Annotated in this window: 20 protein-coding genes; 9 read left to right on the forward strand and 11 right to left on the reverse strand. The window is 60.0% G+C overall.

Going from position 1 to position 24,484, the window contains the following annotated elements; genetic code table 11:
- Position 1: 1 nt before the first annotated feature.
- From FJE54_RS02345 to FJE54_RS02365, 5 genes are all read right to left on the reverse strand, one after another.
- Positions 2 to 1,186 (reverse strand): pyridoxal phosphate-dependent aminotransferase, encoded by a 1,185-nt coding sequence (locus tag FJE54_RS02345; protein ID WP_139651145.1) that lies wholly within the window; start codon positions 1,184 to 1,186, stop codon positions 2 to 4.
- Positions 1,187 to 1,557: 371 nt separating this feature from the next.
- Positions 1,558 to 2,955: an APC family permease gene (locus tag FJE54_RS02350; protein WP_139651147.1), complete on the reverse strand. Its 1,398-nt coding sequence runs from the start codon at positions 2,953 to 2,955 to the stop codon at positions 1,558 to 1,560.
- A gap of 22 nt (positions 2,956 to 2,977) precedes the next feature.
- Positions 2,978 to 3,880, reverse strand: a complete 903-nt coding sequence (locus FJE54_RS02355) for an acetamidase/formamidase family protein (RefSeq protein ID WP_139651149.1) — start codon at positions 3,878 to 3,880, stop codon at positions 2,978 to 2,980.
- 341 nt (positions 3,881 to 4,221) lie between these two features.
- Positions 4,222 to 4,680, reverse strand: coding sequence for an IS200/IS605 family transposase (gene tnpA, locus FJE54_RS02360; protein ID WP_139650811.1), 459 nt, complete (start codon positions 4,678 to 4,680; stop codon positions 4,222 to 4,224).
- A gap of 296 nt (positions 4,681 to 4,976) precedes the next feature.
- Positions 4,977 to 6,731, reverse strand: a complete 1,755-nt coding sequence (locus FJE54_RS02365) for an FAD-dependent oxidoreductase (protein ID WP_139651151.1) — start codon at positions 6,729 to 6,731, stop codon at positions 4,977 to 4,979.
- Positions 6,732 to 7,036: 305 nt separating this feature from the next.
- Here FJE54_RS02365 and FJE54_RS02370 point away from each other — a divergent pair, with 305 nt between their 5' ends.
- From FJE54_RS02370 to FJE54_RS02380, 3 genes are all read left to right on the forward strand, one after another.
- Entirely contained in the window at positions 7,037 to 8,674 is a 1,638-nt protein-coding gene (locus tag FJE54_RS02370; RefSeq protein WP_180326511.1) for a helix-turn-helix transcriptional regulator, read from the forward strand.
- A complete protein-coding gene (locus FJE54_RS02375) occupies positions 8,671 to 10,203 on the forward strand; it encodes a LuxR C-terminal-related transcriptional regulator (protein ID WP_139651155.1) in 1,533 nt (510 codons plus the stop codon). Before FJE54_RS02370 ends, FJE54_RS02375 begins: the two co-directional genes overlap by 4 nt.
- A gap of 126 nt (positions 10,204 to 10,329) precedes the next feature.
- A complete protein-coding gene (locus tag FJE54_RS02380; RefSeq protein ID WP_139651157.1) occupies positions 10,330 to 10,773 on the forward strand; it encodes a universal stress protein in 444 nt (147 codons plus the stop codon).
- Between the two features lie 574 nt (positions 10,774 to 11,347).
- Here the strand turns inward: FJE54_RS02380 and FJE54_RS02385 are convergent.
- Complete coding sequence (locus FJE54_RS02385) at positions 11,348 to 12,928, reverse strand: response regulator transcription factor (RefSeq protein ID WP_255467177.1); 1,581 nt, start codon at positions 12,926 to 12,928, stop codon at positions 11,348 to 11,350.
- A 226-nt stretch (positions 12,929 to 13,154) separates the two neighbouring features.
- On the opposite strand from FJE54_RS02385, the gene FJE54_RS02390 reads away from it, so the two are divergent.
- Positions 13,155 to 14,933: an FAD-dependent oxidoreductase gene (locus tag FJE54_RS02390; protein ID WP_139651159.1), complete on the forward strand. Its 1,779-nt coding sequence runs from the start codon at positions 13,155 to 13,157 to the stop codon at positions 14,931 to 14,933.
- Between the two features lie 162 nt (positions 14,934 to 15,095).
- Here FJE54_RS02390 and FJE54_RS02395 read toward each other — a convergent pair whose 3' ends face one another.
- The 4 genes from FJE54_RS02395 to FJE54_RS02410 all read right to left on the reverse strand — a co-directional run bounded on the left by FJE54_RS02395 (position 15,096) and on the right by FJE54_RS02410 (position 18,093).
- Positions 15,096 to 15,371 (reverse strand): type II toxin-antitoxin system RelE family toxin, encoded by a 276-nt coding sequence (locus FJE54_RS02395; RefSeq protein ID WP_255467178.1) that lies wholly within the window; start codon positions 15,369 to 15,371, stop codon positions 15,096 to 15,098.
- On the reverse strand, positions 15,372 to 15,602 hold the full coding sequence (gene relB, locus FJE54_RS02400; protein ID WP_139651161.1) for a type II toxin-antitoxin system RelB family antitoxin: 231 nt from the start codon (positions 15,600 to 15,602) through the stop codon (positions 15,372 to 15,374).
- A 190-nt stretch (positions 15,603 to 15,792) separates the two neighbouring features.
- On the reverse strand, positions 15,793 to 16,302 hold the full coding sequence (locus tag FJE54_RS02405; protein ID WP_139651163.1) for a cytochrome c3 family protein: 510 nt from the start codon (positions 16,300 to 16,302) through the stop codon (positions 15,793 to 15,795).
- A gap of 30 nt (positions 16,303 to 16,332) precedes the next feature.
- Positions 16,333 to 18,093, reverse strand: coding sequence for an FAD-dependent oxidoreductase (locus tag FJE54_RS02410; RefSeq protein ID WP_139651165.1), 1,761 nt, complete (start codon positions 18,091 to 18,093; stop codon positions 16,333 to 16,335).
- A 214-nt stretch (positions 18,094 to 18,307) separates the two neighbouring features.
- On the opposite strand from FJE54_RS02410, the gene FJE54_RS02415 reads away from it, so the two are divergent.
- Complete coding sequence (locus tag FJE54_RS02415; RefSeq protein WP_180326512.1) at positions 18,308 to 19,759, forward strand: response regulator transcription factor; 1,452 nt, start codon at positions 18,308 to 18,310, stop codon at positions 19,757 to 19,759.
- 83 nt (positions 19,760 to 19,842) lie between these two features.
- On the opposite strand, the gene FJE54_RS02420 is transcribed toward FJE54_RS02415, so the two are convergent.
- Entirely contained in the window at positions 19,843 to 20,556 is a 714-nt protein-coding gene (locus tag FJE54_RS02420) for a sulfite exporter TauE/SafE family protein (protein ID WP_139651168.1), read from the reverse strand.
- 173 nt (positions 20,557 to 20,729) lie between these two features.
- On the opposite strand from FJE54_RS02420, the gene pxpB reads away from it, so the two are divergent.
- From pxpB to accC, 4 genes are all read left to right on the forward strand, one after another.
- Positions 20,730 to 21,458, forward strand: coding sequence for a 5-oxoprolinase subunit PxpB (gene pxpB / locus FJE54_RS02425; RefSeq protein WP_139651169.1), 729 nt, complete (start codon positions 20,730 to 20,732; stop codon positions 21,456 to 21,458).
- Complete coding sequence (locus FJE54_RS02430) at positions 21,459 to 22,532, forward strand: 5-oxoprolinase subunit C family protein (RefSeq protein ID WP_139651170.1); 1,074 nt, start codon at positions 21,459 to 21,461, stop codon at positions 22,530 to 22,532. It abuts the gene before it with no gap.
- Positions 22,533 to 22,599: 67 nt separating this feature from the next.
- Complete coding sequence (gene accB, locus FJE54_RS02435) at positions 22,600 to 23,073, forward strand: acetyl-CoA carboxylase biotin carboxyl carrier protein (protein ID WP_139651171.1); 474 nt, start codon at positions 22,600 to 22,602, stop codon at positions 23,071 to 23,073.
- Positions 23,074 to 23,091: 18 nt separating this feature from the next.
- Positions 23,092 to 24,441: an acetyl-CoA carboxylase biotin carboxylase subunit gene (gene accC, locus FJE54_RS02440; protein ID WP_139651172.1), complete on the forward strand. Its 1,350-nt coding sequence runs from the start codon at positions 23,092 to 23,094 to the stop codon at positions 24,439 to 24,441.
- Positions 24,442 to 24,484: the final 43 nt, after the last annotated feature.

Here is a 24,484-nt window from a genome sequence, read left to right on the forward strand (position 1 = left end):
CCTACTTCTGATACGATTCCATTAGCGCCTTGAACGCCGGCATAGAATTCTCGATGGTGGCCTTATCGACGCAGTAGCCGATACGCACATACCCCGTGCTACCGAAGCTCGTCGACGGCACGAGCAAAAGCTCGAGAGCCTTCGCGCGCTCGGCGAACGCCTGCTCATCGGCCTCGAGAGCCTTCACCCACAGGTAGAACGCGCCTTGGGGCTCGACGTACTCGTAGCCGAGCTCCGTCAGACCGCGGCATAGAAGCTCGCGGTTCTCGGCGTAGGCGGCAACGTCGGTCGGAGCATCGACGCACTTCTCGATCACACCTTGGAACAGCGACGGCGCGCACACGAAGCCGAGCGCACGGCCCGCTCCGCACACGGCCGCATAGACACGCTCCCATTCGGGCATGCGTTCGGGTATGTAGAGGTAGCCGATGCGCTCGCCGGGCAAGCTCAACGATTTCGAGTACGAATAGCACACGATCGTGTTGTCGTAGAGCGCGGGGATGTAGGGCACCTCAACGCCCTCGTACACGATTTCGCGGTACGGCTCGTCGCAAATCACGTATATGCTGCTGCCGTGCTCTTCCTGTTTAGCGCGCAGCACGTCGGCAAGGGCGCACAGGTTCTCTTCGGAATACACCGAGCCGACCGGATTGTTGGGCGAGTTGACGATAATGCCCTTGGTCTTCGGCGCGATGGCCGCCTTGACAGCCTCAACGTCTATCTGGAAATCGGATATGCGGGCCATGACCTCGACGCACGTGCAGCCCGCCGCCTCGATCCAGATGCGGTACTCGGGAAAGTACGGCGCGATCACGATGAATTCGTCGCCCTCGTTGGCGATCGCGGTAAGGGAAATGTCGAGCGATGCCGCCGCACCGGCAGTCATGTAGATGTTGGCAGCCGTCGCCTTCATGCCGAAGCGTCGGTTGATGGACTCTGCGATGGCCGTGCGCACGCCGGGCGTTCCCTGTGCAGGCGTGTAGCCGTGAAGCGCAACGGGCGGCTCACCCAAAAGCTCGAGGATCGCCTGTTTGACGACGGGGGGCGCAGGAATGCTCGGGTTGCCCAAGCTGAAATCGAACACCTTGTCCGCGCCGATTTCGGCCTTGCGCGCCAGCCCGTACGCGAACAGCTCGCGTATCGCCGACGGCTCGCTACCCAAATCGTACATAGTCTCGTTGATCATGTCCGCCTCACTTCCGCTCGAATCGTGCACGGGATAGCATACCTCACTTCGCGCTCAGCGAAAGCACGGACCAGCCTATCGGCTCGCGAGAACGGCCCAAGCAGGGTTTGCCAGCAAGCGTTTAGGGATAGGCTTTGCTCACCCCTATGACGGTTTGGGCGGGATGCCGGTGTCCTCGAGCGGGCGGTTTATCGACAGCGCCCTCTGCGGCAAGTCAGGACGTGCAAAGGGCCCAGCCCGGCCGCCGAACGCAAACGCATCGCATTCGGCCAACCGCGGCAAGGCCCTGCTTTACCAAGAAACTTCGGACGAACGAACAGCTTTCCGTCCAAGCGGCAGCTCTCAATGCGCCGCTTCGGACTTCTGGCCGCCTACACCTCGAGGTGCTTGAACGCCTCGGGCACTTCTTTGTAGCCCTTCGACTTCACTGCCCCGATGATGAGGCCGACCACCAGCCACGAAACGCCGACGGCGTACGTTTGCAGATCGAAGCCCGTGAACACGTACACGAGGATGAAGATGCCCAGCCACGGGCAGATCAGGTACTTCACGTAATCGCCGAACGAACTTCGCTTCTTCTCCTTCACGAAGAAGAACAGGAACACCGCGAAATTCAACAGGATGAACGACGAGAGCGCCCCGAAGTTCACGAACGCCACGAGCGTGGTCATATCGAGGAAGATCGGGAGGATGAGCGATATGCAGCCGAGCGCGATGGAGGCGATCCACGGCGTGCGGAACTTAGGATGCACCTTGCCGAAGAAGCGCGGAATCACGCCGTCGCGGCCCATGGAGTACAGAAGGCGCGAAGAGGCCAGCTGCGCGTTCATGATGTTCGCGATGCCCACGGCGACGATGTTGACCACCAGAAGCACTTTCTGAAGCAGCGGACCACCGGCGAGCAAGGCGGCATCGAAGAAGCCCATCTCGGCACTGACCTGCGAAACGTCGGGCTGAATGAGCGCCGCCACATACGTTTGCGCAACGAACACAACCACCATGATGCACAGCGCGATGATGATGCCCTTGCCGATGGTCTTCTCAGGCTTCACCGTTTCCTCGGCAAGCGTCGACATGCCGTCGAATCCGAGGAACGAAAGGCAGGCGATGGATACCGCCGTCGCGATGAAGTGTGCATCGACCTTACCCGGTTGGTAGATCGGGTCAAGCGTGAGCTGGCCCGCACCACCGCCTCCGAGCACGAAGCTCGTGCCAATGGCGATGAATGCGATGACGGCGAGGATCTCGACGATGAAGATGACCCAGTCGACGCCCTTCGTCATCGATATGCCGCGGATGTTCACAAACGTGTTGAACACCACGAACACGACGACCCACAGATACCACGGACTGCCCGGCACAAGCGCAACGCCCCAGTTGGCCACCATGACCAGCAGGAGCGAAGGCACGAACACGTAGTCGAGCAGGATGAGCCACCCTGCGATAAATCCCACATGCGGATTGACGCCGCGCTGCACGTAGGAGTACACGGAACCCGCGATGGGAAACCGGTTTGACATGCGCAGATAGCTGAGCGCCGTGAAGCTGATGGCGACGAAGCCCACGATGTAGACGAGCGGCGTCATGCCGCCCGAGGCGATTTGGATCTCGCCGTAAATCGATTGCGGCGCGATGATGACCATGAACAGCACGCCGTACAAAACGACATCGCGCAGGGTCATACCGCGACGAAGCTCTTGTTTATAGCCGAATTGCTCGATGTTCTCGCCTTGAGAACCCTGAGCCTTCGACGGTTGCTTTTCTTCCATTGTCGTATCTTTCTCGAGGGGATTACGGTTGCACTACGAGCGGCGGGAACTGCGGCAGCTTGGGCGTTCCGAAGCGCAGGCTCAGCGGAACCTCGCACGGTTTGCACCCTTGGCTGACCTCAACGTCGCTTTGTACCGACATGTACATGTACGTTTCAACACCGTCCCAGCCCGTAACGCGCATGAGCAGGCGCTGCAGTTCTTTGCTCGCGTTGACGAGCGCTTCGTTGTACTCCTGTGCGCACGCGTTCACGTACCAGCGATCATGCGTTTCGAGCACGGGCCAGTTGAGCTCGAAGTCCTTGACGAGCTGCACGCGCACGGTAATGCACGCGGGAATCTCGATGCCGGTTCCGCACACTTCTCCATCGCCCATGGTGGCGTGCACATCGCCCATCTGCAGAAGCGCGCCGGGCACCCGCACGGGGAAATACAGCCGCGCGCCCTTCGTGATGAGCTTGTTGTCCATGTTGCCGCCGTGGTTGCCCACGTAGCCGTCGATGACATCGTCGCCGTCGGGTGCCGTGCCGATAACCCCGATCATCGGATCTATGGGGAATTTCACTCCGTTGAAATCCGCCATGCCATCCGAGATCGTGATCTTTTTAGTACGGTATCCCGTCGTTTCAAACAGCGGGCCGCAGTGATCGTCCGTCGAGATGGTTCCCTCGCTGGCAACCTCGATGTCGTAGATGTCCACCACGAGCACATCGCCGACCTCGGCACCTTCGACGAACACAGGACCGGCCGCAGGGTTCGCAACGTCGTAGCCATAATCCAAGTCGGCCATAGTCACATCCTCCCCCGTGATCTTGTTGGAGAAGCAATCGAGCGTCTTGAATTTCAGTACCTCGCCGGGTTGCACCGTAGCGCATGGCTCGTTGTTCTTTGAGAACGCATACACTTGGCTCTCGATCGTTTTCATTGCATTTCACCTCCTCGATTGTATAGGGTGCTCGTATTCTACTCTTGTGAACGCATGCTGAACAGGTGCATTATCTAGAAATGCCATTCTTGAGCCATGAGAAAGTCTTTGATGTTCACATGACGGATTCCCCTTCGCGAGCTACGGGCGGATGTTTTCGGAAAATCATGAACCACCCCTCCAAGGGGTGGTTTGCACAGGGCCTATAAGGCCAAGGGCTGCCGGCAGCGTCTAAAGGCGCCGCCTTTCACTTCGTTCAAGCCGCATCGCCTTTGACTCGTCGCAGCCGCTTGAAGCGGCGCTCGTACTACCCGGCTACCCCCGAAGGGGGTTCTCGGAGGCTACCCCTTCTTGAAGGGGTCCTCGTACTCCTTGACGCTGAGCTTGTCCAGCGCGATGTCGTGGGCTTCCTGCTCCCTGATGTACTTGGCTATCGTGGCCTCGTTCAGCCCGACCGTCGACACGTAGTAGCCCTCGGCCCAGAAGTGCCGGTTGCCGAACTTGTACTTCAGGTTCGCGTGCTTGTCGAACATCATGAGCGCGCTCTTGCCCTTGGGGTACCCCATGAAGCTCGACACTGCCAGCTTGGGCGGGATGCTGACCAGCATATGCACGTGGTCCGGCATCAGGTGGCCCTCGATTATCTCGACCCCCTTGTACCTGCAGAGCTGCCGGAATATCTCGCCCAGCGAATCCCGGTATTGGTTGTAGATGATTTTGCGCCTATACTTCGGTGTGAACACGATATGGTACTTGCACAGCCACTTCGTGTGCGACAGGCTTTGCGCCTTGTTTGCCATAATGACCGCCCTTCCAGGTCGGATGCGACTTGAACACTTGCATCTTATCCCTGGTCGGCGGTCGTTTGGTTTGCAAGGGTGAAACCTTCGACGCGCACCCGCATAGCGGGTGGTTTATTGCCCTGCGCGCTTCGCGCCCAGTGCAGGCTCACGAGCCTGAAACCAAGCGGCGCCTCAGCCACAAGGCTGGGGCGCCGCTCTTTACCGTCTGTCTGCCTACCGAGGATACTGCAGTTGACGAGCATGTGAAGGCTCGCGAGCCGCCCGCTTCGCTGCAACCGGCAAGCGTTCGCTGGTTACTTGCCTGCTGCGGCATTACGGCCGGCAAGGCGGCCGAACGACATGGCCATCGAATGGCTGGCGCCGGCTACCGTGACGGGATAGTCCACGAGGAAACGGCCGCCCATCGTGTTGCCTGCAACGTAGAGACCAGGTACCGGGTTCTTCTCGGCGTCGAGCGCATGCAGATCGGGGTCGCAATCGATGCCGCCGATGAGTACGAGCATACCCGAATCTCCGAAGGGAACCGCGTAGAACGGGCCTTCCTCGATGGGGAACAGGCGGCTCGATACCTTCGAGAAGTCCTCGTCGACGCCCTTATGGGCGAGCTCGTTGTAGCGCTCGACCGTCGCCTTGAGCGCATCGGCCGGAACCTCGATCTTGCCGGCGAGCTCTTCGATCGAATCGGCCGGGATGATCGAACCGGCCTCGATCTCGCCTTGGAAGTAACTGTCGGATGCGTAGCCTGCCGCAAAGTGGCTGATGGCGTGCGCGTACTGCTCCTCTTCCTCAGGCGGCACGTAGTGGGTCACACCGCCGAAGCACTGAGGCATGTACTGCAGCTGCTCGGGCCACCTGCTATCGAAGATCTGGTAGGTCACGCCGTCCTTCTGGCGCTTGATCTGGTTCTGCAGCTCCTGGGCTCCCACATCTTCGTTCGCGAAACGCTGGCCCAGCTTGTTCACCATAAGGTACGGATCGATGCCGATGGAGTTGGTGCCGAGGCTGTGGGTCATGGGTGCATACGGACCGTCTTCCATGACGGCACCCGCCCACAAGGCCATCTTATGGCCGTCGCCGGTGTTGACGGGTTTGCCGCTCTTGTCCATCGAGCTGAAGAACACGCCGTACTTGGTGGCCTGCGGCGCGTAGTAGGTGAGCATTTCGGTATCGCTTGAGATGTCGCCCGTGGAAAGCACGACGCCCTTGGCAGCGTTGATGCGGATGATGTTGCCATCCTCGTCGGATGCGTACACGCCTGTGACCTTGTCGCCCTCTTTTATGAGCTGCTCGCCCTTCGTGTCGAAGCGGGCTTCGGCACCCGACGCCTGAGCGGCTTCGAGCGTACCGTGCATAGCCCAACCGTGATCGGGAAGCAGGTGCACCATGCCGGGGAAGCACGGGTAGTTCTCCTCGCGCCAGTTGTAGTTCTCGTTCACGGGGCAGCGCTCGGGGAACACGTAGGGCTTTTCGGGGTCGGTCGGAACATCGCTGTCGCTCGTCAAAAGCTCGTGCTCGGCGGTACCGATGTACCAATCGAGGTCGGCACCTGAATTGCCGATCCAGTAGTTCAAAAGCTGGGCGTTCGGACGGTTGCCCATGACCTTCATAAGCTCGTTCACGACTTCCTGCGTCTCGGGCTGTTCGATGCCGAGCTGCTTGTGGATTTCACTGCCGAACGTGCCGAACTCGCCCGAGCGGTAGCCCACATCGGGGCCCTTGTCGATGCCGATGACCTTCGCGCCGCTGTCAGCCGCTTCACGCAGGGCGCATACCCCCGCCAAACCGAGACCCACGACGCACACGTCGACGTCGATGGTCTCGGTGACCTTCGACTCGTCGATCGGCTCGGGCGGGTTCATGAACGACGGGACAAATTCGGTAGGGTTGCCGCTACCTGCAGCAGGAGCTGCCGCATCGCCCGAACCAGCCGACGCGCTCGAATCGGCTTTCGGAGCAGGCGAGCAGCCCGCAATCCCCGCGCCCGCAACCACGGCTGCCGTCGCGCCGAGACCTAGAAACGCTCGGCGTGATAGATTCTTCTCTTCCATGAATATCCCCTTTCGGATAGATGGTGTACTGCACCGGATTCAAGCGAGACCGTCTGCTTGCGCATCCTCCCATTCGCTTTCCGATGCCTGCACAAGCCTACGGCGGCAGCGTGTTGCGCGTCATCCCCCGAAGCGACCGAACGTGATGCACCGCCGTATCGGCCTCACCCGAAACGGCTCAATTTCGTTTGCGCCACACGGGTGAGCATCGCTTTATGGCGAAATCACCGCTTCACGAGTATCATGGAAACATCATCCACAGGAGGGAATATGCGCCGCATCGAAAACGGCAGCAACCAAGCAGCATGACGAAGCAAGCCATCTCGATCCCCTACGCGGGTTTTTCGCTCTACCTGTTCGCCGAAATTCTGGCGTTCCACTCGAGTACGGCCTTCGTCGGAGGCGCAGGGCTCGGCGAACCTGCAGCCGAAACGTTCGCCTACGCGTCGATCGCAGCACGCATCGCCGCGTTTCTCATCGTCGCCCTCATTGCTTCGGGCAAACGGCGCAACCCGCTTTCCCGCCGCAGAGCACCCGCCATCGCAACGCTTGCATCCTGTACAGGTCTCGCGCTCACCCTCTTCGGCAACGCTTTCGACGCGTTCGCCCTTGCAGCGACGGTCTTCGGAGGCGCGCTGTTCGGTGGAGCCCAAGGCATCATGGGACTCATCTGGCTCACCGTGCTGCCCTCGTTTGCGTACCGCACAAGCTACCTGTTCCTTCTTTCGAGTCATGCCGTGGCAACGGCACTGTGCACAATCGTGCTGTTGCTGCCCCCTGTAGTTCTCGTGCCCGCGCTTGTCGCATGCATGGTCCTCGGCAACGGATGCACGGCGCTGCTTCCGCCGACAACGACGCATCGCCATACCGTCCGCTCGCACATCACCGGTATTGCGCCGTTTCTCTGGAAGGGCGTTCTCGCAGTGGGCGTGTTCGCGTTCTTGAGCGGATTCGTAACCGCCGTGGCTAGCCACGCATCCGATCCGCTCGATCCGGTGGGCATGCAGTTCTTCGTACTCGGCATTTCAGCTGCCGTCATCGTCATCATGCTCATTCCCGCCCTCGCGTTTCATCAGCCGCTCAAGCTCGAAAACAGCTACAAGGTGGCGCTCCCGCTTTCTGCGCTCGGCTTCCTCATCCTGCCTGGACTCGTCTCCGCCATCCCCACCCCAGTTGCCGGCGTTCTGGCCACATCTGGCTACATGCTCACGGGCATCGTTCTCTCGTGCACGATCGCCGAAATCGCACGAGCCGCCGACGTACCTTCGTCTTCGCTGTTCGCAGGGAGCGACACGATTACGCTCACGAGCCTTTTGGCGGGCATGGCGCTCGGATCGGCATTCGCCACGCGTCTTGCTGAAGCGGGTGCGGGCGTTGCCCTCATCGGACTCGGAAGCCTGTACCTCATCGCCATCGCCGCCTCGTCTTTCCTCGGGCGCCAGCAGGCTCATCGCGAAGCGAGCTCGACTGCTGACAGAGAGCCTTCAAGAAGCGAATTCACCGCGCATGGCGCGCCTTCAACGCCTTCCATAGTCTCCGCCGACGAAATCTTGCCGACACAAACGGGCTGTTCCGCACAGACGGTAGGCGCCCCGCTCTCGCTTGCCGACCTGAGCGAACGATATCGCTTCACCGATCAGGAACGGCAGATCTTCATGCAGCTCATCGAAGGACGCACCATTCCCCGCATCGCCCAAGACCTCTATCTTTCAGCGAGCACTGTCAAATACCACACCCAGAAGATTTATCGCCGCTTTGATGTGCACTCCCGATCCGAACTCGTAGGCACCGTGGAGCTTATGAGGAAAGGTGCAGGTAGCGTTAGGTGGGAGCGCGATGAGACAGGCAGTGCCGAAAGCGAGCGCAAAAGCACGGGCGGGGTCGAACGCGAGCGAACTGGGGCAGGTAGCACCGAAAGCAAGCGGGAAGAGACAGACGCATGATGGCGCTCAGGCTCGCTGGCTTCTCGTTGTTTCTGTTCGCGGAGCTCATCTGCTTCCACGGCACCATCCTCTTCCCCGGCCTGCTCGGCACTTCGCAGGAAATCGCCGTCGCCGTTATGACGGTCAGCTTGCTCAGCAAGGGGTTCGGCTACTTCGGATGCTTTTTCTTTTCGCTGGTAAGCGCCTCGAAACAGCGGCAGTTCGGCAAAGTGGGCGCTCTTTTGTTCATTGTCGGCATTCTCGCGATGCCGGGACTCGGATCGGTTTCGAGCTTTGCAGACCTTTCCTTCGGATCGCTCATCGAACTCGTGATCGCAGGTGCGCTGCTCGGCGTAGGAGACGTGCTCATCAGCATATCGTGGGGGAGGCTCTGCGCAGCGCTTCCCTTGAGGCCCGCGTACCTGTTCGTACTCGGGAGCCAGACTGCAGCACTCGTCCTCTACGGGGTGACGTTCTTCCTTCCCGATCTTGCCATTGTCGTTTCGGCCATCGTCGCCATCGTCGTCGTTGCCGCGATACTCATCAAGCTGCCCGACCATTCGTCGGTCGCGTTCGATGGGCCGCGATTGCGTTCGGTGACAAGCGAGCTGTGGCGACCGATTTTCGGCACCTCGGTGTTCGCGTTCCTCACCGGGCTCATGCCCTGGATTTCCGGTCAGTACGACGGATCGATCGAAACGATGCGCCTGCTTTCCATCGGAAGCAGTGCCGTCGTGCTGCTGCTTTTAGCTGCTCCTGTCGCGTTTTTCAAGCAGAACATGCGGCTCGAGAACATTTACAAACTCATCTTGCCCATCGTGGCCACAGGCTTTCTTCTGCTCCCCATCATCTGGAACGGATTCGGCGGCGTGGTGAACGCGTTCGTGGGCGCGGGATCGTACGCAGCGGGCATCGTGCTGTGGTGTCTTGCCGCCGACAGCTCGCGCCGTCATAACCTCAGCGCCACAACGAGCTTCGGCCTCGCGCTCGGCACGACATCGCTTGCCGGCGCGCTCGGCAAAGCGTTCGGGTACTTCGGCGGCAGAACCCTTACCGAGGGCGATCTGTCGATCACGGCGATTTCGCTCGTATCGCTCTACCTGCTTTCGATGATCGCCCTGTTCGTGTTTCGGAAGAAGCCAGAACAGGAGACCGGTACGCCTGCCAACGAAGCGGACCGCGCAGACGAACTAGCTACGAATCGCGCAGTCCCGCCCGTCGATCCCGGCGGAATCCCTGCCCGAATTCCGGGAACCTCGCCGAACGCTTCTTCTGCACGCAATCGCTCGTCTGAATCGGCAGCCGACCCCGCATCGCTTCGCGCCGCTACCTGCGCAACGCTCGCGGACGAACACGATCTGACCGATCGCGAGCACGACGTGCTCATGCTGCTTTCGAGGGGGCAATCAGTCGCCGACATAGCTGCCGCGCTCGGCGTTTCCGAGAACACGGCGAAGACCCATATCAAGAACGTATACCGCAAGCTCGGCGTCCACTCGAAACAAGATATCATCGAAATGTGCCGCGAGCTGGAGGCGAAAGCCCACTAGCGCTACAATAACGCCAACCGTTTCAGCGTAGGCTGGCACCACGGGTAAGAGGATCGCTCTCGCATGCCTCCCATCGCGCAAAACGGGCAGCGCCGCAGGTAAGAAACGCCCGAGGAAGGATGATCCATGGCACTCCATTACAAGCGCATCTTCGCAGCACTCGACGGCGGATCGACCCAGGAAGCCGTAACGGCGCGCGCCATCGCGCTTGCGGCCGATAACCATGCGAGCCTCGTATTCGGCCACGTCATAGACTCGGTACCCTACGAGGCGTCGGGGACCGACTTCAAGGCGCTCTGCAGCGACGTAACCGATCGGCTCGAACACGACATCGCCGACGTTCTTGCCGAGGCACGCAACAACCCCGACATTCCCTCGTTCGAACTCGTCGTCCGCGCAGGCCGCATCACCGACACGCTCACCGAGCAGATGATTGAGCCTTTGGACCCTGATCTCGTTGTCTGCGGCGAGCGCGGCCTTTCGAACATCAAATACGCGTTCGTGGGAAGCGTATCGACCTTCCTCATTCGCAACGTGCGCTGCGACGTGCTTGTAGTGAAGCAGGACTAGCCGTCCCAGCCAACAGATTCTCAGCGAAACGGGAAGAAAGGGCTGGCTAACGCCCGGTTGCCTGATTGACGGTTACGCTGCGGCATCCCGCATGAACCCCGGTTCCCCCGAAGGGCGATCAAGCCGCACGCTGGCGTTGTCGTTGCACCAATCGCAAGCGAGATGAGTCGCGGGCGCTCGGGCAGAAAATATGCCTTCGCGTAACGGATTTTTTCGACTTGTGCGCACATGGCAGGGCAAAACGGCATGCCTGCGAGATAATTCAACGCATGAAAGATGACATGTCGGACGTTTGCCCTGATGACGAAATAGGCGGTGCTGTCAGCACACAATCGAAGCGACAAGTAAACACCTCCAGCATGCACAAGTCGAAAAAATCCGTTACGCGAAGGCGGTTTCGCCGACCGAACGATGTTTTACTCCAGCTGCGCGTGCGAGGCTCAAGCCGTTCCCTCGGTATGCTTTACATCGCACATACATTCGATGCTCAAGCGAAACGAACGGACACCGCAGCTTCGAAGTGGCACTCACCCGCCATCGATCGCTTGAACGTAAGCAGGCGAACACTTTCCCCTCAGCAACAAATGGCTTCGAGTTTACCCATGAGCTCGGCGCGGTTGTGCACGTCGCATTTCTCGTAGATGTGGCGCACGTGGGTCTTCACCGTCGCCTCGGATATGACGAAGGTCTCCTGGATGTATTTCGAGCCGCGGCCAGTGACCCACAACGCAAACACCTCTTTCTCGCGCGGCGAAAACCCGTACTCCTTCGCCATCGCGTCGATGCGACTCGTAAGATTGCTGCGAATCAGCACATCGTCGTCAACGACGCTCTCAGGCTGACCCGAAATCGCTGCGCCGGATTTGCCGCCTGACGCCATCGCGGCAAGGTAAGCCGGACCGTCCGCCTCGCGCATCTCCGAGACTCCCACACCGCCATCGGCAGCACGAGCGAGACGCTCAAGCTCCTCGGGCGTCGGCGGCTCGAACAGAAACGTCGTATCCCGATCGGTGAAGGTGAACCCGACCGACACGAACAAAAGGCCGATGGCAAGCACCGCGAACACGACGAGGTTGCCGATCATCGCAAACGCCACGAGCTCACCCGCAACAATGCCGCCATGCACCGCAAGGCGTCCCACCGCGAAGATGAGTAGCGGCGAATAGTGCGTCGTGCGCGTGATTTCTACCAAGAGCGCCCAGGTGAGAATTTCGAACAGCACCGACGCCGTAGACATCATGAAGAAGGCGAGTGCAGCGTTGTCGCCTCCGAACAGCGCGATCAGCACGAGCGCCAGCGCAAACAGCGGCAGGGCCACGCGGTATAGGATGCCCAGGTTCAGACTCGTGCGCGACACGAACATGCCGTACACGAAAAAGACGATCGCGCCGAAAGCAAGCGGCAACGTCATAAGCAGCGGATCGCGGTACACAACCGGCGCGATGTCGCCGAAATACACGCGCATACCACCGCATACGAACAGCGCGACAACCAGGCCGACGATGATCCTCCAGGAAAGCCCCGTGCGCACGAGGTGCGCGAGCTCCCCTGTTTTCGTACCTGCATTGGCTTGAGGAACCGGTCGCTCTTGTATTCCTTCCTGCTTGTGCAAACTGACTGCGACCAACACCGCCGCAAGCACGGGGAACAGCGAAACAACGACCGACGAGGCAACGCTATCCAAAAGCGACACGGCGAAGTACAGCACCGCAGCGCCGAAAAACGTCATCGACGTGAACAAGACGGCATTGCGGGCGGAAAGGTCGCGATAGACCACGCCCCATGCCAGCACGATCGCCGAACAGGTGAGGCCCGAGATAACGGCACCCGTCACCGACAGCACGTCGTTTCCGGCAAACCCGGGAAACGTGTACATAAGCGTTCCCGCACAGGCCACCACCGAAGCCGCACCAAGCCCGACGCCGATAGCGCGTGGAGCTTTCGCCATGATTGCGCGATGAAACACGATGGCCAGCACGAACGTCACCATGGCTGCGGCGGAAGATACCACATGCACGATGGACAGGATTTCGTGCGAGCCGCCCTGCGCCGTGAGGTCGGAGGAGTTGAAGGACAGAAACACCCACGCCCAGTAAAAGCTCAAGCCCGCATACCGCATCGTAAACGTGCGGCTTGTATCGAAGAAGCTGTGCACCCATCTCCCTTTCAGCGCCGATTGACCTATTGTACTGGATTTCCTCCTGCTTTCCGAAAACCGCTTCGAAACGGATCGGCCCGTTTGCCGAGGTCGCGCATCAACCCTTTCAGGTGATGTTGCCTGTACGCACACCAATCAACCTTTTTAGTCGGTGCGGATGCACGCGCGACCGCGTAGGGTACGGCTTGTCTTTGCGAGGGATGATCAAGAGAAAGAGGACACCATGAAAGATACCCCCTTAAGCAAGCACGGCATCAGCCGCCGCTCATTTCTCGGCCTCGGTGCCACAGCAGCAGTGATTGCTGGCGCGGGACTTGCCGGATGCGCACCTTCTGCAAGCGAGGCAACCGCTGCATCGGGCGGCTCGTCGGCATCGGGCGGCGCGGCTGCCGCTTCGACCGGAACCGCGAGCTTCCTTACCGCCCCGGAGCCTCTAGCCGACAGCGATATCGCCGAGACCATCGACGCGGAGATCGTCGTCGTGGGTGCGGGAATCTCGGGCATCAGCGCTGTACGATCTGCCGTGGAGAACGGCGCGAAGGATATCGTCGTGGTCGAGAAAGGCACGACGTGGCAGTACCGCTCGAACCAAGTTGGCTGCATCGGCGGCAAGATCCAGGAAGACCTCGGCATCGAAATCGACAAGAACGCCGTCGTGGCCCAGCTTATGAAAGAGTGCGGCTACCGCCCGAACCAGCGCATTTTGAACCTGTGGGCCGAAAACTCCGGCGAGGCGTTCGACTGGTTCCTCGCACCCAGCGAGGGCAAATACGTCGTCGAAGCCGAATCCGATCCGTACGACGGCGAGAGCATGAGCGTGCGCAAGATGCACTGGCCGCACCCCGAGGGCGCCAACACCGCCGACGACTACTACCCCATCTTCGACGATTGCCAGATCTGCCTGCCCGATAACGGCCCCTACATCGAAGCCATGGTGAAGATCTGCGAGGATGCCGGCGTCACGTTTATGTACTCCACCTTTGCGCGCCAGCTCGTGCGCCCGGACAACTCGGGTCGCGTCGAAGGCGTCATCGTCGAAGACATGGATGGGACGTACAAGAAGATCAACGCGTCGAAAGCTGTGCTGCTTGCCACAGGCGACTACGCTTCGAACGCCGAGATGATGGAGCACTACGTACCGTGGTCGGCGCGCTTCATGAGCATCTTCCCGAACACCGATGCCAAGGGCGAGAAGACCAACACCGGCGACGGCCAGCAGATGGGCATGTGGATCGGCGCCAAGATGGAAGACGGTCCGCATGCGCCGATGACCCACCACCTGGGCGGCCCACTCGGCGTGGATGCGTTTCTGCTCACCGATATCTACGGCAACCGCATCATGAACGAAGATGTAGGCGGCCAACCGCTGCAAAACCAGATCTCGCGTGCACCCAAAAAGCAAGTATGGCAGATCTTCGATGCGAAGTGGACCGAGCAGCTTGGCTTCATGGATACCGGCCATGGCAACGTGAACTGGTACGTTGAGAGCGGATCGGATGTGCCGAACGGATCGTACGGCAAGAACGCCTACATCTCGCTCGAGGACAACGAAGACGGCAACACGCCCGGTTTCACAAGCTACTTCGAAGGCCCGAACGCCCTCGGCAAAACCGCCGACAGCATCGCCGAGCTGGCTGAGCAAATGGGTGTTGACGCAACGACGCTCCAGGCGACCATCGACCGTTACAACGAGTTGGCAGCCAAGGGGCATGATGACGATTTCGGCAAGCGCGCCGACCGTTTGTTCCCCATTGAAGAGGGACCGTTCTACGCCTTCCCGCTCACCGATACGGTGATCCTCGTGAACATGGGCGGCCTCGAGACCGATGTGGACTTCAACGTGCTCGATACCGAAGACGAGCCGATCGAGGGCCTGTACGCCGTCGGCAACACGCAGGGCGGTCGCTTCCTCGTGGATTACCCGCTGCCTGCCCCCGGCATCAGCCATGGCATGGCCATCACTCACGGCATGCTTGTTGGACGCGTGCTCGCAAACCTGTAAGTTAGATCAGAACATGCGGCCTTCGCAGTGCGGACCGCACACAACCAACCCCGCGCAGCTCACTCCTCCCTTCTCTGGGCTGCGTATGCCGACATGGCTAAAGCGGCCCCGACTTTTTTGAGTCGGGGCCGCATGTTCTAAGAAATGCGCGTGGTTTTCGTGCTAGAGATTGCGGTACACGTCGCGCCGATGGCCGATCTTGAACAATTCGATAACCACGAGTCCGTCATCAACCGTGCCGAGCACGCGATAGGTCCCCACACGCCATCGCCAGCCGTTATCGATACCTTGCAGTTTCTTGGCATTGGGAAGCGCGCAGGGGTTGTCGCAGCCGTCAAGTTGGCTGTCAATGAAAGCAGCTACGAGCAACAACGTCTTTTGATCGAGCGAGGCGAGCTGCTTTTCTGCTCGCCTCGTCAATTCGACACGGTAGCCCATCTAACGAGCCAGCCCTAGATTGCGCTTGGCTTCCTCCCAAGACACGCCCGGCTCACCGTCGTTTTCTTCGACGGCCTCTTTCAAATCCCGCGCGTCCAGTTCATCCTCGAGCCGCTCCAGCGCCCACTGCCTAACCTGCGCAGAAAACGTTGTGCCGTTCATCTCGGCAAACGAGGTAATCCATTCCTTTTCCTCCGGCGCAAACCGTATGGCAGATGCCGTCATAGCCATAGTTGCCTCCTTTGTGAGTTTACGTTGTCAACTCATTATAGTGATATGAGTTTACGTTGTCAACTCATCTCAGCTGAGAGCATTTCACCCTTCGACACTATGCACACCGTCTTTATCCCACAGTCGAGCAGCACGCCAAAAAGGCCCCGCGCAGCTGCAGGGCCCCTTTGGCTCGTATGTGTTTCCCGTCCTATGCCTTCGAGGTATCCACCGGCGTACCGTCGGCGCTCGGCACCTCGGCGGTCGGATCCTGCCAACCTGCTTCCGGAAGCGGCCATCCGTTGCCGCCGCCGTGGTAGCCGCCGTGACACGCCGTGTTGCACACGAGCACCGACGTACCCTCGATCGAATGGCACATGCCGCAATCGTACGCCTCGGTGTGGGCAGCGTGGGGATTGTAGCCCTCCGCCCCGCCGTAATCCTCGGTCAACGCCGTAATAGTGTCGCGCGGATGACAGCCGAGGCAGTTCTTTTTCGACCAGTCGCCGTCGATGAGCTTGAGCTGATCGGGCGTATGCACTGCCATCATGCTGCCAGGCTGCGCTTCGGTGCTCGCCGTTGCAGGCTCGCCGCCCGACGTTCCTCCTTCAGAGGATCCGCCGCCTCCCCCGCCGCACGCGCACAGCGCAAGCAGGGCGCACATGAGCACAGCGGCCAAACCGAGCTGTATCGCACACGATACGCGTCTTTTCTTTTCCATGATACGTTCCTCGCCGTTCGCTCGATGCCGCTAGATGTATTCCATGCCGAGCATGTCTTTGACCGCTAGCCATGCGAAGCACTGACCGTGACCGATGCCCGAGCCCATGACGTTGGGCGGATAGACGTTGCCATAGAACGATCCGGCCGTGTTGCCCGCCACATACAAACCGGGGATCGGCATGCCCTCTTTGTCGAGCACACGGCACCGCTCGTCGTTGCGCAGACCGCCGCGCGTGCTCGTGATGCTCACAACGTGGCGCGACGCGTAGAACGGCGGCGTATCGATGGTGGTGAGCCACAGCGGATTCTTGTAGAAGTCGAGATCTTTGCCCGCTTCGCAGAACCCATGGTATCGATCGAGCTGCTCGGAGAATATCTCGGGATTGACGCCCATCTTCTCAGCAAGCTCTTCGATAGTGTCCGCCTGGATGGTCACGCCGTTTTTCACATCGATTTCGATCTGCTCGGGCGAGTTCTCGGAAAGGTAGTCGCCCTTGGGATAGCCCTCGGGGAACTTCTCCTGCCACGCGCTGTCCCATACGCTCCACGCCGAGCCGTCCGACGTCGCGGTGATCTTAGGGACCGAGCACGCCTGGAACGGCAGATCCTCGGGCATGAGACGACGGCCCGTGGTATCCACCATGAACACCGGCAGGTTCGCCACCGCTGCATAGGACTTGCTGTCGGGCGAGGTGGGACGCTCGCCGCTCGCATCGACAGCCACGAACGGGAACAGGTCTCCCGCCGCGAAGTCATCCATGTCGGCGCCGATCCACATACCCATCATCTGCCCATCGCCCGTGTTCTTGGTTTCGGCAACGCTGCGGGTCTTCAAAAGCGAGGTGTTGTAATAACCCATCATCTCGCGGTTGCCGCCCATATCGCCGCAGGCGAGCAAAATGCCCTTCGAAGCGTTGATCTTGATGTATTCGCCCACCTCGTTCTCGCCGATGACCGAGGTAACCCGACCGCTGTCGTCGCGCACGAGTTGCACGGCGGGGGTGTTGTAGTGGATGGTCGCACCCTTGTCGGTTGCGTAATCGGCGAGAATGCCCGTCCAATCGACGTTCACGCCGTCGGCAAGCGTCTTGCCGTCCTTGTCGACGAAGTAGATCATGGCTGCATACGTTGCCCAGAATTCGTTCGCGCCCACCTGGCCGACACCGTCGTTGGTGACCTTGAAGCCCGTCACCTGCTGCGGCACGATATCGCACCCGACCGACTGGCAAACCCCCTGCAGCCAATCGATGTACGGTGCGCTGTTGTCGAACCACTTGCCGTACGAGGACATGCGGCCCTGGCTGCCGTTCGTGATCTTCCATACGTCGGTGATGAACTTGTCGCGATCGTACGTGATGCCGTTGTCGGTTTGGCACTTCGCGTTGAACCCGCAGGTGCACAGACGCGCGGTGCTGTACGTACCGGCCTTCTCGAGCACGTGCACATTCGCACCCTGCTCGGCAGCAAGCGCCACACCCGGAAGCCCCGCAATGCCTGCGCCGCACACCGCGATGTCGCAGTCAATGGTTTCGACGATCATATCGTCGGTAATGGGCTCGGGAGCAACCTCCCACGGCTGCTGCCCGGATGCCGCTTGCGCACTACCGCCTTCCGGAGATTCGGGGGCAGGTTCTTTTGCCGCCGCACCATCCGATGCGGGCTTTGCCGTATCGCCTCCCGAAGCGCAACCCGCAAGCCCCGCCATCGCCGCACCCGCCCCGAGTACCGCAGCGCCCGTTATGAAACCGCGCCTCGACAACGTTGCCTTTGCCTCGTAATCGCTCAACATGATGTTCTCCCTCCTTTGGCGGGAAGCACCCCTCGTGCTTCCTCGGAATCATCATGGGAATACCCCGGTAGGTTAGCGAAGACCCAACTGCGATCGATTCTCAAAAACGGTTAACCCCTTCCGTTAACCCCCTGGGTTACTCAATCGATCCTGTTGCGGTTTCGTCACCTGTGGGACAATGTCGCCAGGGAGCAATGCGATGCATTGGAGAGATATGGGAAGAATCGGCCAAGCGTGGTCAACCACTCAAGACGCCATCAAAACGTGCGCAGCCGACACGCGATGGTACTACTACGGTTCGTCGTTCCTTGTTGCAGTCATCACGCTTACCCATTACGTGCATGGGTACAAGACAACCATGATCGGGCTTTCATACGCCGATACGATCTGCATCACGAGCATCGCTGTTGCGCTCTGCATCACCGCCCTCGGCACCCATGGGGTATTCAAGCGCTTACGGAGGCCGATCATCGCCGTTGCCGCCTTTTTTCCTTCCTTCTCGTTTCTGCTCATGAGGGCGGCTACGGCGTTCGCTCCTCATATCTACGGAGTCGCGTTCATCGTCTCGGCCGTTTCAGTCGGAGTGTTTATCGGGATCATAGCGGTGTACTGGTTCGACTTCTTCGTCGGCCAAGCGGTCGAGACCGTCGCGTTTTCGCTGCTCGGCTCAATAATCCTTGGATGCGTGATTTCCTGGTTTCTGCTCGGCATGCTGTGGGATCGCGTTTTGGTCGGCTACATCGCCGTGGTGCTGTGCGCTGGGTGGACGATTTCGCATGCGCTCGATACACGGCCCAAGCGAATCCCACGCACCGAAAGCACCGAACGGCCTTCGTTCACGTTTCTTGCCGGGCCGCTGCTGACCGCATTCTTGTTCAGTTTCGCGTTCATGCTTTCCGTATCGTTCGTCGGCCTCGAATCATGGCACTCGGATGCCGGATGGAGTATGCTGTGGCCCGCTGCGATCGTACTCGGCATCGTGGCTTTGTTCTCCAAGAAAGTGAACGTCGCTTCGCTTCTCTACCTCGCGCTCACGCTCGTGGTTGCGGGCATGCTGTTTGCGTCGTTTCTCCATATCGACGAATCGTTCATATTCTCGCTTGCCACAATGGGATGCGCCGTCAACATTTCGTACCTCGTCATCTTATTCTGCAACATCGGGGGACGTTTCTCGATCAATTCGTACCGGCTTGCCTCGCTCCTGCTGATTTCGGTGTTCAGCGGATGCTTGCTCGGACGCCCTGCCGCACTTGCCATGGATGCGCTCGACGCGAGCGGAACGCTTAAGACGCTCGTTTCGATATGCCTCGTTATCGCCATCATCGCCTGCACGCTCTTCAGTTTAAGCAACCGCACGATCCAGCTGTATTCGAAATACCGGTTCAAAGAACAAGGGAAAACGGGCGACGCTTCCGTCGAAACCTCGTCGTTCATCGCAGCCTTCGCCATCGAGCAGGGTCTCGGGGCACGGGAGCAGGAGGCGCTTGCGCTGCTGCTTGAGGGGAAGACAGCGAGCGAAGTGGCCGAATGCATGTTTATAGCCCGAGGCACCGCCAAGGCGCACATCCGCCACATCTACCGAAAGCTCGACGTCCACGACCGCGAGGAGCTTTTCGGCCTCATGCGCGACGTCGACCCGCAGTTCGAGGTGGAGCGCAGCGCGTAACCATCGGAAGCCCGCACGCTCTCAGAGCCCTACGCACTCACTAACAACACGAAACCCCTCGGAGCGCTCCGCGCCCGACACCATCACGCCGTGACGAGCAGCATGACGCCTACGAACAGCAAAAGCACGTACGTGAGCTTCAAAAACTTCTCTTGGCTGATCCTCTTTTGCAGGCGGTTGCCGAGCCAGGTTGCCACCACGGCAACGGGAATGCACATGAGCACGACCTGGATGACATCGCCGGTGAAGCTTCCCTGCTGAAACGCGATAAGGGCGTAGATGAGGTTCAAGATGGCCCACGTGGCCGAAAGCGTCGTGCGGAACTGCTGCTTGTCCTGAAGCTTCTGCACCGCATAGATCACGAGGAGCGCTCCGCCCGACACGAACATGCCCTGGATGAGGCCGGCGAGCGCAAGGATGATCCACAGTGCCCATTCGGGTAGGAACTTCTGCTTTTTCTGCACGAGATTCTTGATGCCAATGATCACGATGATCGCACCGTAGATGCGCAAAAGCACATGGAGCGGCAGCACCGTATCGAGCCAGATGCCCACGATCACAAACGGGAGCATGGTCAGCACGATCTTTGCAAGTTCGCGCCAATTGACGTTTTTGATGTTCATGATCGTCAAAAGGCCGCACGCGAAAAAGCCCATGGCGTTCAGAATAGCGACCGAACTCGACAAGCCCAGAAGCTGCGTGCCTACGGGCATGGCGAAGATGTTGCCGGCGAACCCGGTGATCGCCTGTACGGTGTATGCGAAAAAGAACGCGGCTACGAAGAGGGCTTTTGCCATACCGATTCAAACTCCAATCGAACAATTCAGCTTAGTGTACCACCGAACAGCGACTCGAGGGCTTTTCCTCGGCAGGAGGTCGCCCGCCACACGGCAAGCCTCCGTACAAGGACGATTCCCAGGTATGCTAAAATCCCTTCACGAGATCGTACGAAACTTTAGGAAGTACCGGTATGGCGGGATTCGACATAACGATAGCAGGCGATTCGGCGCTCAATCTGGAGTTCGCCGACGTTATCACGCCCGAAACCAGCACCATGATCCGCATCGCCGCACAGAACCTCACCGAAGATCCTATCGACGGCATCGTCGAGCTCGTACCGACGTTCTGCTCGCTCATGGTGTACTACAATCCCCTCGAAATCACGTTCGACGAACTGTCGTATCGGCTGCGCGGGAAGCTGCGCGGACTCGATTCGGCCGATGTGAACGTGAAGAAGATCGTGCAGATTCCCGTGTGCTACGGCGGTGAATACGGCCCCGACATCCAAACCGTCGCCGATCATGCAAAGCTCTCCATCGACGAAGTCATCGAGATCCATTCCTCGAAAGACTACCTCATCGACATGCTTGGCTTCCTGCCGGGCTTCGCCTATTTAGGCGGCCTCGATGAGCGCATCTGCACACCGCGCCTCGCCGTTCCGCGCACGCTCATCGAACCGGGATCCGTCGGCATCGGCGGATCGCAAACGGGCATCTATCCCCTGCCTTCGCCCGGAGGTTGGCAGATCATCGGCCGCACGCCTCTTCGCCCCTACGATCCCGATCGGGAAGAGCCGATCCTGTACGCTGCCGGCGAGTACCTGCGTTTCGTGCCGATCGCGCCCGACGAGTACAGCGCCATCGAAACGCAGCTCGCGTCGAACGCGTACGAATACCAGATCGTCTGGGAGGGGATGTAGATGGGCGTTGTCGTCAAAAAACCCGGCGTGCTCACCACCATCCAGGACGCGGGCCGCATCGGATACGTGGGAAGCGGATTTGCACCGAGCGGCGTCATGGATCGCCGTGCGTTCATCATCGCGAACCTGCTCGTGGAAAACGACCCGAACACCTGCGTCATCGAGTTCGCGCTCGCAGGACCCACGCTGCGCTTCACCACAAGCACGTTCATCGCCATCACCGGGGGCGATTTCTCCCCCACCCTCGACGGCGAGCCCGTGCCCATGTATGCGGCCCTTATGGTAAAGCGCGGATCGATCCTGCATTTCGGAGCGCCGCGTACGGGCGCGTACGGCTACCTCGCTATCGCCGGCGGATCGGTAAGGGTTCCCGAAGTCATGGGCAGCCGTTCGACAAGCCTCAAACTCGGCATCGGCGGATGGCAGGGCCGCAGCCTCCAGCTCGGCGATTACTTGCCTTTCATGTCAAAGAACCTCGAGTTTCTCCCGAATCTCGGCTCGCACCGCATCGAATACGATACGAGCTACGGCTTCGGGTCCGACGAAACCACAGTGCGCGTAGTGCCGGGACCCCAAGACACCCTGTTCACCGAACGCGGCATCGAGACGTTCTACAGCCAGGTGTACGAGGCAACGGCGAAATGCGACCGCATGGGATACCGCCTCGACGGCCCTGAAATCGAGACGAAACACGGTTCGGATATCATATCCGACGGCATCGCGTTCGGTGCCGTGCAAGTGCCCTCGCACGGGCGGCCCATCATCATGCTGGCCGACCGCCAAACCACGGGCGGCTACGCCAAGATAGGAACCATCGCCTCGGTGGATATCCCCAAACTCGTGCAGTGCCGCCCGGGCAGCAAGATCAGATTTACGCCGATAACGGTGCAGGAAGCGCAAACTCTGTACCGCAAGGAATACAAGTACTTCAAGGGACTCGCCAAGATCGTACGCAGGCCCTGCGCCGACGGCATCTCGCCGAGACGCACGGCCCGCAAGCTCAGACCGATTCTCGAAGAGCAGGCGCGCAAGAACCAAGCCGAAACGCTCTGGATCAACCGGTCGGAACGATAAGCGCACGAATAAGGCAACGTACCGGCGAAAGCCCGATACGAAGCAGATGAGCACGAAGGAGAACAACGTGGATACCAAGGCAATCGAAGAACTGATCGCCATCATGGACAAGGCGGAGCTCACGGCTCTGCGCGTCGACGACGGCGAAACCAAGATCGAGCTCGAGCGCAGCCGCGGCACGTTCTCCCCGACCGCTCTGCCCCTCATGGCGGAGCGCGTAAGCGCGCTGCTTGCCGGCAAGGACGAGAGCAACGACGCCGCTGCAGCCGATCAGGCAGACACCGACACGTCGGTTCTCGTGCGCAGCCCCACGGTGGGTATGTTCTACGTTGCACCGAGCCCCGACGAGGATCCGTTCGTCAAAGCGGGTCAGGAAGTGCTTTCGGGACAAACGCTTGCCGTCGTCGAAGCCATGAAGATGATGAATGAGATAACCGCGCCGGTGCCCGGCATCGTCACCGAGGTACTTGCCGGGAACGGAACCCAGGTCGAATACGATCAGCCCCTCTTCCGCATCGCCACAAGCGACATGGCCCAATAAACGACGGGATGTGGGCCTATGTTTGAGAAGATACTTATAGCGAACCGCGGCGAGATCGCCGTACGCATCATCCGCGCCTGCCGCGCGATGGGCATCAAAACCGTCGCCGTTTACTCAACGGCCGATTCCCGCGCCCTGCACACCTACCTTGCCGACGAGAGCATCTGCATCGGGCCGCCTCTCGCCCGCGACAGCTACCTCAACATCGCTGCCATCATCACGGCGGCGAAGGGCACCCGTGCCGAAGCCATCCATCCCGGCTACGGGTTTCTTTCCGAAAACTCCACGTTCGCCAAACTTTGCCGCGATAACGGCATCGCCTTCATCGGCCCCGCACCCGATGTCATCGACCGCATGGGCAACAAGAGTCAGGCGCGAAAAACCATGATGGAGGCCGGCATTCCCGTCGTGCCGGGCACGAAAGACCCCGTCCACAATGCCGAAGACGCGCTCGCGCTCGCCTACGACATCGGCTGGCCCATCATGATCAAGGCAAGCGCGGGCGGCGGCGGCAAGGGCATGCGCGTGAGCACATGCGAGGACGATTTCATCGAGGCGTTCAGCATCGCCCAGCGCGAAAGCATGAACGCGTTCGGCGATAATAGCATGTACCTCGAACGGTGCATCATGAATCCGCGCCATGTCGAGGTGCAGATCATCGGCGACACGTTCGGCAACGTCGTATCGCTCGGCGAACGCGACTGCTCGGTACAGCGTAACCATCAGAAGATGGTGGAAGAGAGCCCCTCGCCGTTCGTGAGCGACGAGGTTCGCCGTGCCATGAGCGAGGCCGCCGTACGCGCAGCCCAAGCCGTCGGCTACACCTCGGCCGGAACCGTCGAGTTTCTGCTCGACGAGAACCGCGACTTCTACTTCATGGAAATGAACACGCGCATCCAGGTTGAGCATCCCGTAACCGAGATGGTCACCCGCACCGATCTCATTGAAGAGATGATCACCGTTGCTGCAGGGGAGCCGCTCACCTTCACTCAGGAAGACATCGATCCGCGCGGCCACGCCATCGAGTGCCGCGTGAACGCCGAAGAGCCCGAGCGCGGGTTTTTGCCCTCCCCCGGCACCATATCGCAGATGCATTTGCCCGGTGGAAACGGAGTACGCGTGGACACTGCCGCTTACGACGGATTCCAGATCACCCCGTACTACGACTCCATGATTGCGAAGATCATCGTGCACGGCCGTAACCGCACCGAGGCCATCGCCAAGATGCGTACCGCCTTGGAGGAGATGGTCGTGGTAGGCGTGAAAACCAACCTCGATTTCCAGTACGCCATCATGGAAAACGAAACGTTCGCCGCCGGAAATGCCGATACGAGCTTCATCGAACGGTTCTTAAAGGGCGAAGTGTAGCGTCGAATTCCCGAAAGGGCGCACGCTCGCAAGGCGTGATTCG

Origin of the sequence: Raoultibacter phocaeensis (genome assembly GCF_901411515.1) — a bacterium.
GTDB lineage: Bacteria > Actinomycetota > Coriobacteriia > Coriobacteriales > Eggerthellaceae > Raoultibacter > Raoultibacter phocaeensis.

Excerpts from the sequence above, each read along its gene's own strand:
- FJE54_RS02345 (WP_139651145.1), bottom strand. The coding sequence starts at position 1,186 with ATGATCAACGAGACTATGTACGATTTGGGTAGCGAGCCGTCGGCGATA.
- FJE54_RS02350 (WP_139651147.1), bottom strand. The coding sequence starts at position 2,955 with ATGGAAGAAAAGCAACCGTCGAAGGCTCAGGGTTCTCAAGGCGAGAAC.
- FJE54_RS02355 (WP_139651149.1), bottom strand. The coding sequence starts at position 3,880 with ATGAAAACGATCGAGAGCCAAGTGTATGCGTTCTCAAAGAACAACGAG.
- tnpA (WP_139650811.1), bottom strand. The coding sequence starts at position 4,680 with ATGGCAAACAAGGCGCAAAGCCTGTCGCACACGAAGTGGCTGTGCAAG.
- FJE54_RS02365 (WP_139651151.1), bottom strand. The coding sequence starts at position 6,731 with ATGGAAGAGAAGAATCTATCACGCCGAGCGTTTCTAGGTCTCGGCGCG.
- FJE54_RS02370 (WP_180326511.1), top strand. The coding sequence starts at position 7,037 with ATGACGAAGCAAGCCATCTCGATCCCCTACGCGGGTTTTTCGCTCTAC.
- FJE54_RS02375 (WP_139651155.1), top strand. The coding sequence starts at position 8,671 with ATGATGGCGCTCAGGCTCGCTGGCTTCTCGTTGTTTCTGTTCGCGGAG.
- FJE54_RS02380 (WP_139651157.1), top strand. The coding sequence starts at position 10,330 with ATGGCACTCCATTACAAGCGCATCTTCGCAGCACTCGACGGCGGATCG.
- FJE54_RS02390 (WP_139651159.1), top strand. The coding sequence starts at position 13,155 with ATGAAAGATACCCCCTTAAGCAAGCACGGCATCAGCCGCCGCTCATTT.
- FJE54_RS02395 (WP_255467178.1), bottom strand. The coding sequence starts at position 15,371 with ATGGGCTACCGTGTCGAATTGACGAGGCGAGCAGAAAAGCAGCTCGCC.
- relB (WP_139651161.1), bottom strand. The coding sequence starts at position 15,602 with ATGGCTATGACGGCATCTGCCATACGGTTTGCGCCGGAGGAAAAGGAA.
- FJE54_RS02405 (WP_139651163.1), bottom strand. The coding sequence starts at position 16,302 with ATGGAAAAGAAAAGACGCGTATCGTGTGCGATACAGCTCGGTTTGGCC.
- FJE54_RS02410 (WP_139651165.1), bottom strand. The coding sequence starts at position 18,093 with ATGTTGAGCGATTACGAGGCAAAGGCAACGTTGTCGAGGCGCGGTTTC.
- FJE54_RS02415 (WP_180326512.1), top strand. The coding sequence starts at position 18,308 with ATGGGAAGAATCGGCCAAGCGTGGTCAACCACTCAAGACGCCATCAAA.
- FJE54_RS02420 (WP_139651168.1), bottom strand. The coding sequence starts at position 20,556 with ATGGCAAAAGCCCTCTTCGTAGCCGCGTTCTTTTTCGCATACACCGTA.
- pxpB (WP_139651169.1), top strand. The coding sequence starts at position 20,730 with ATGGCGGGATTCGACATAACGATAGCAGGCGATTCGGCGCTCAATCTG.
- FJE54_RS02430 (WP_139651170.1), top strand. The coding sequence starts at position 21,459 with ATGGGCGTTGTCGTCAAAAAACCCGGCGTGCTCACCACCATCCAGGAC.
- accC (WP_139651172.1), top strand. The coding sequence starts at position 23,092 with ATGTTTGAGAAGATACTTATAGCGAACCGCGGCGAGATCGCCGTACGC.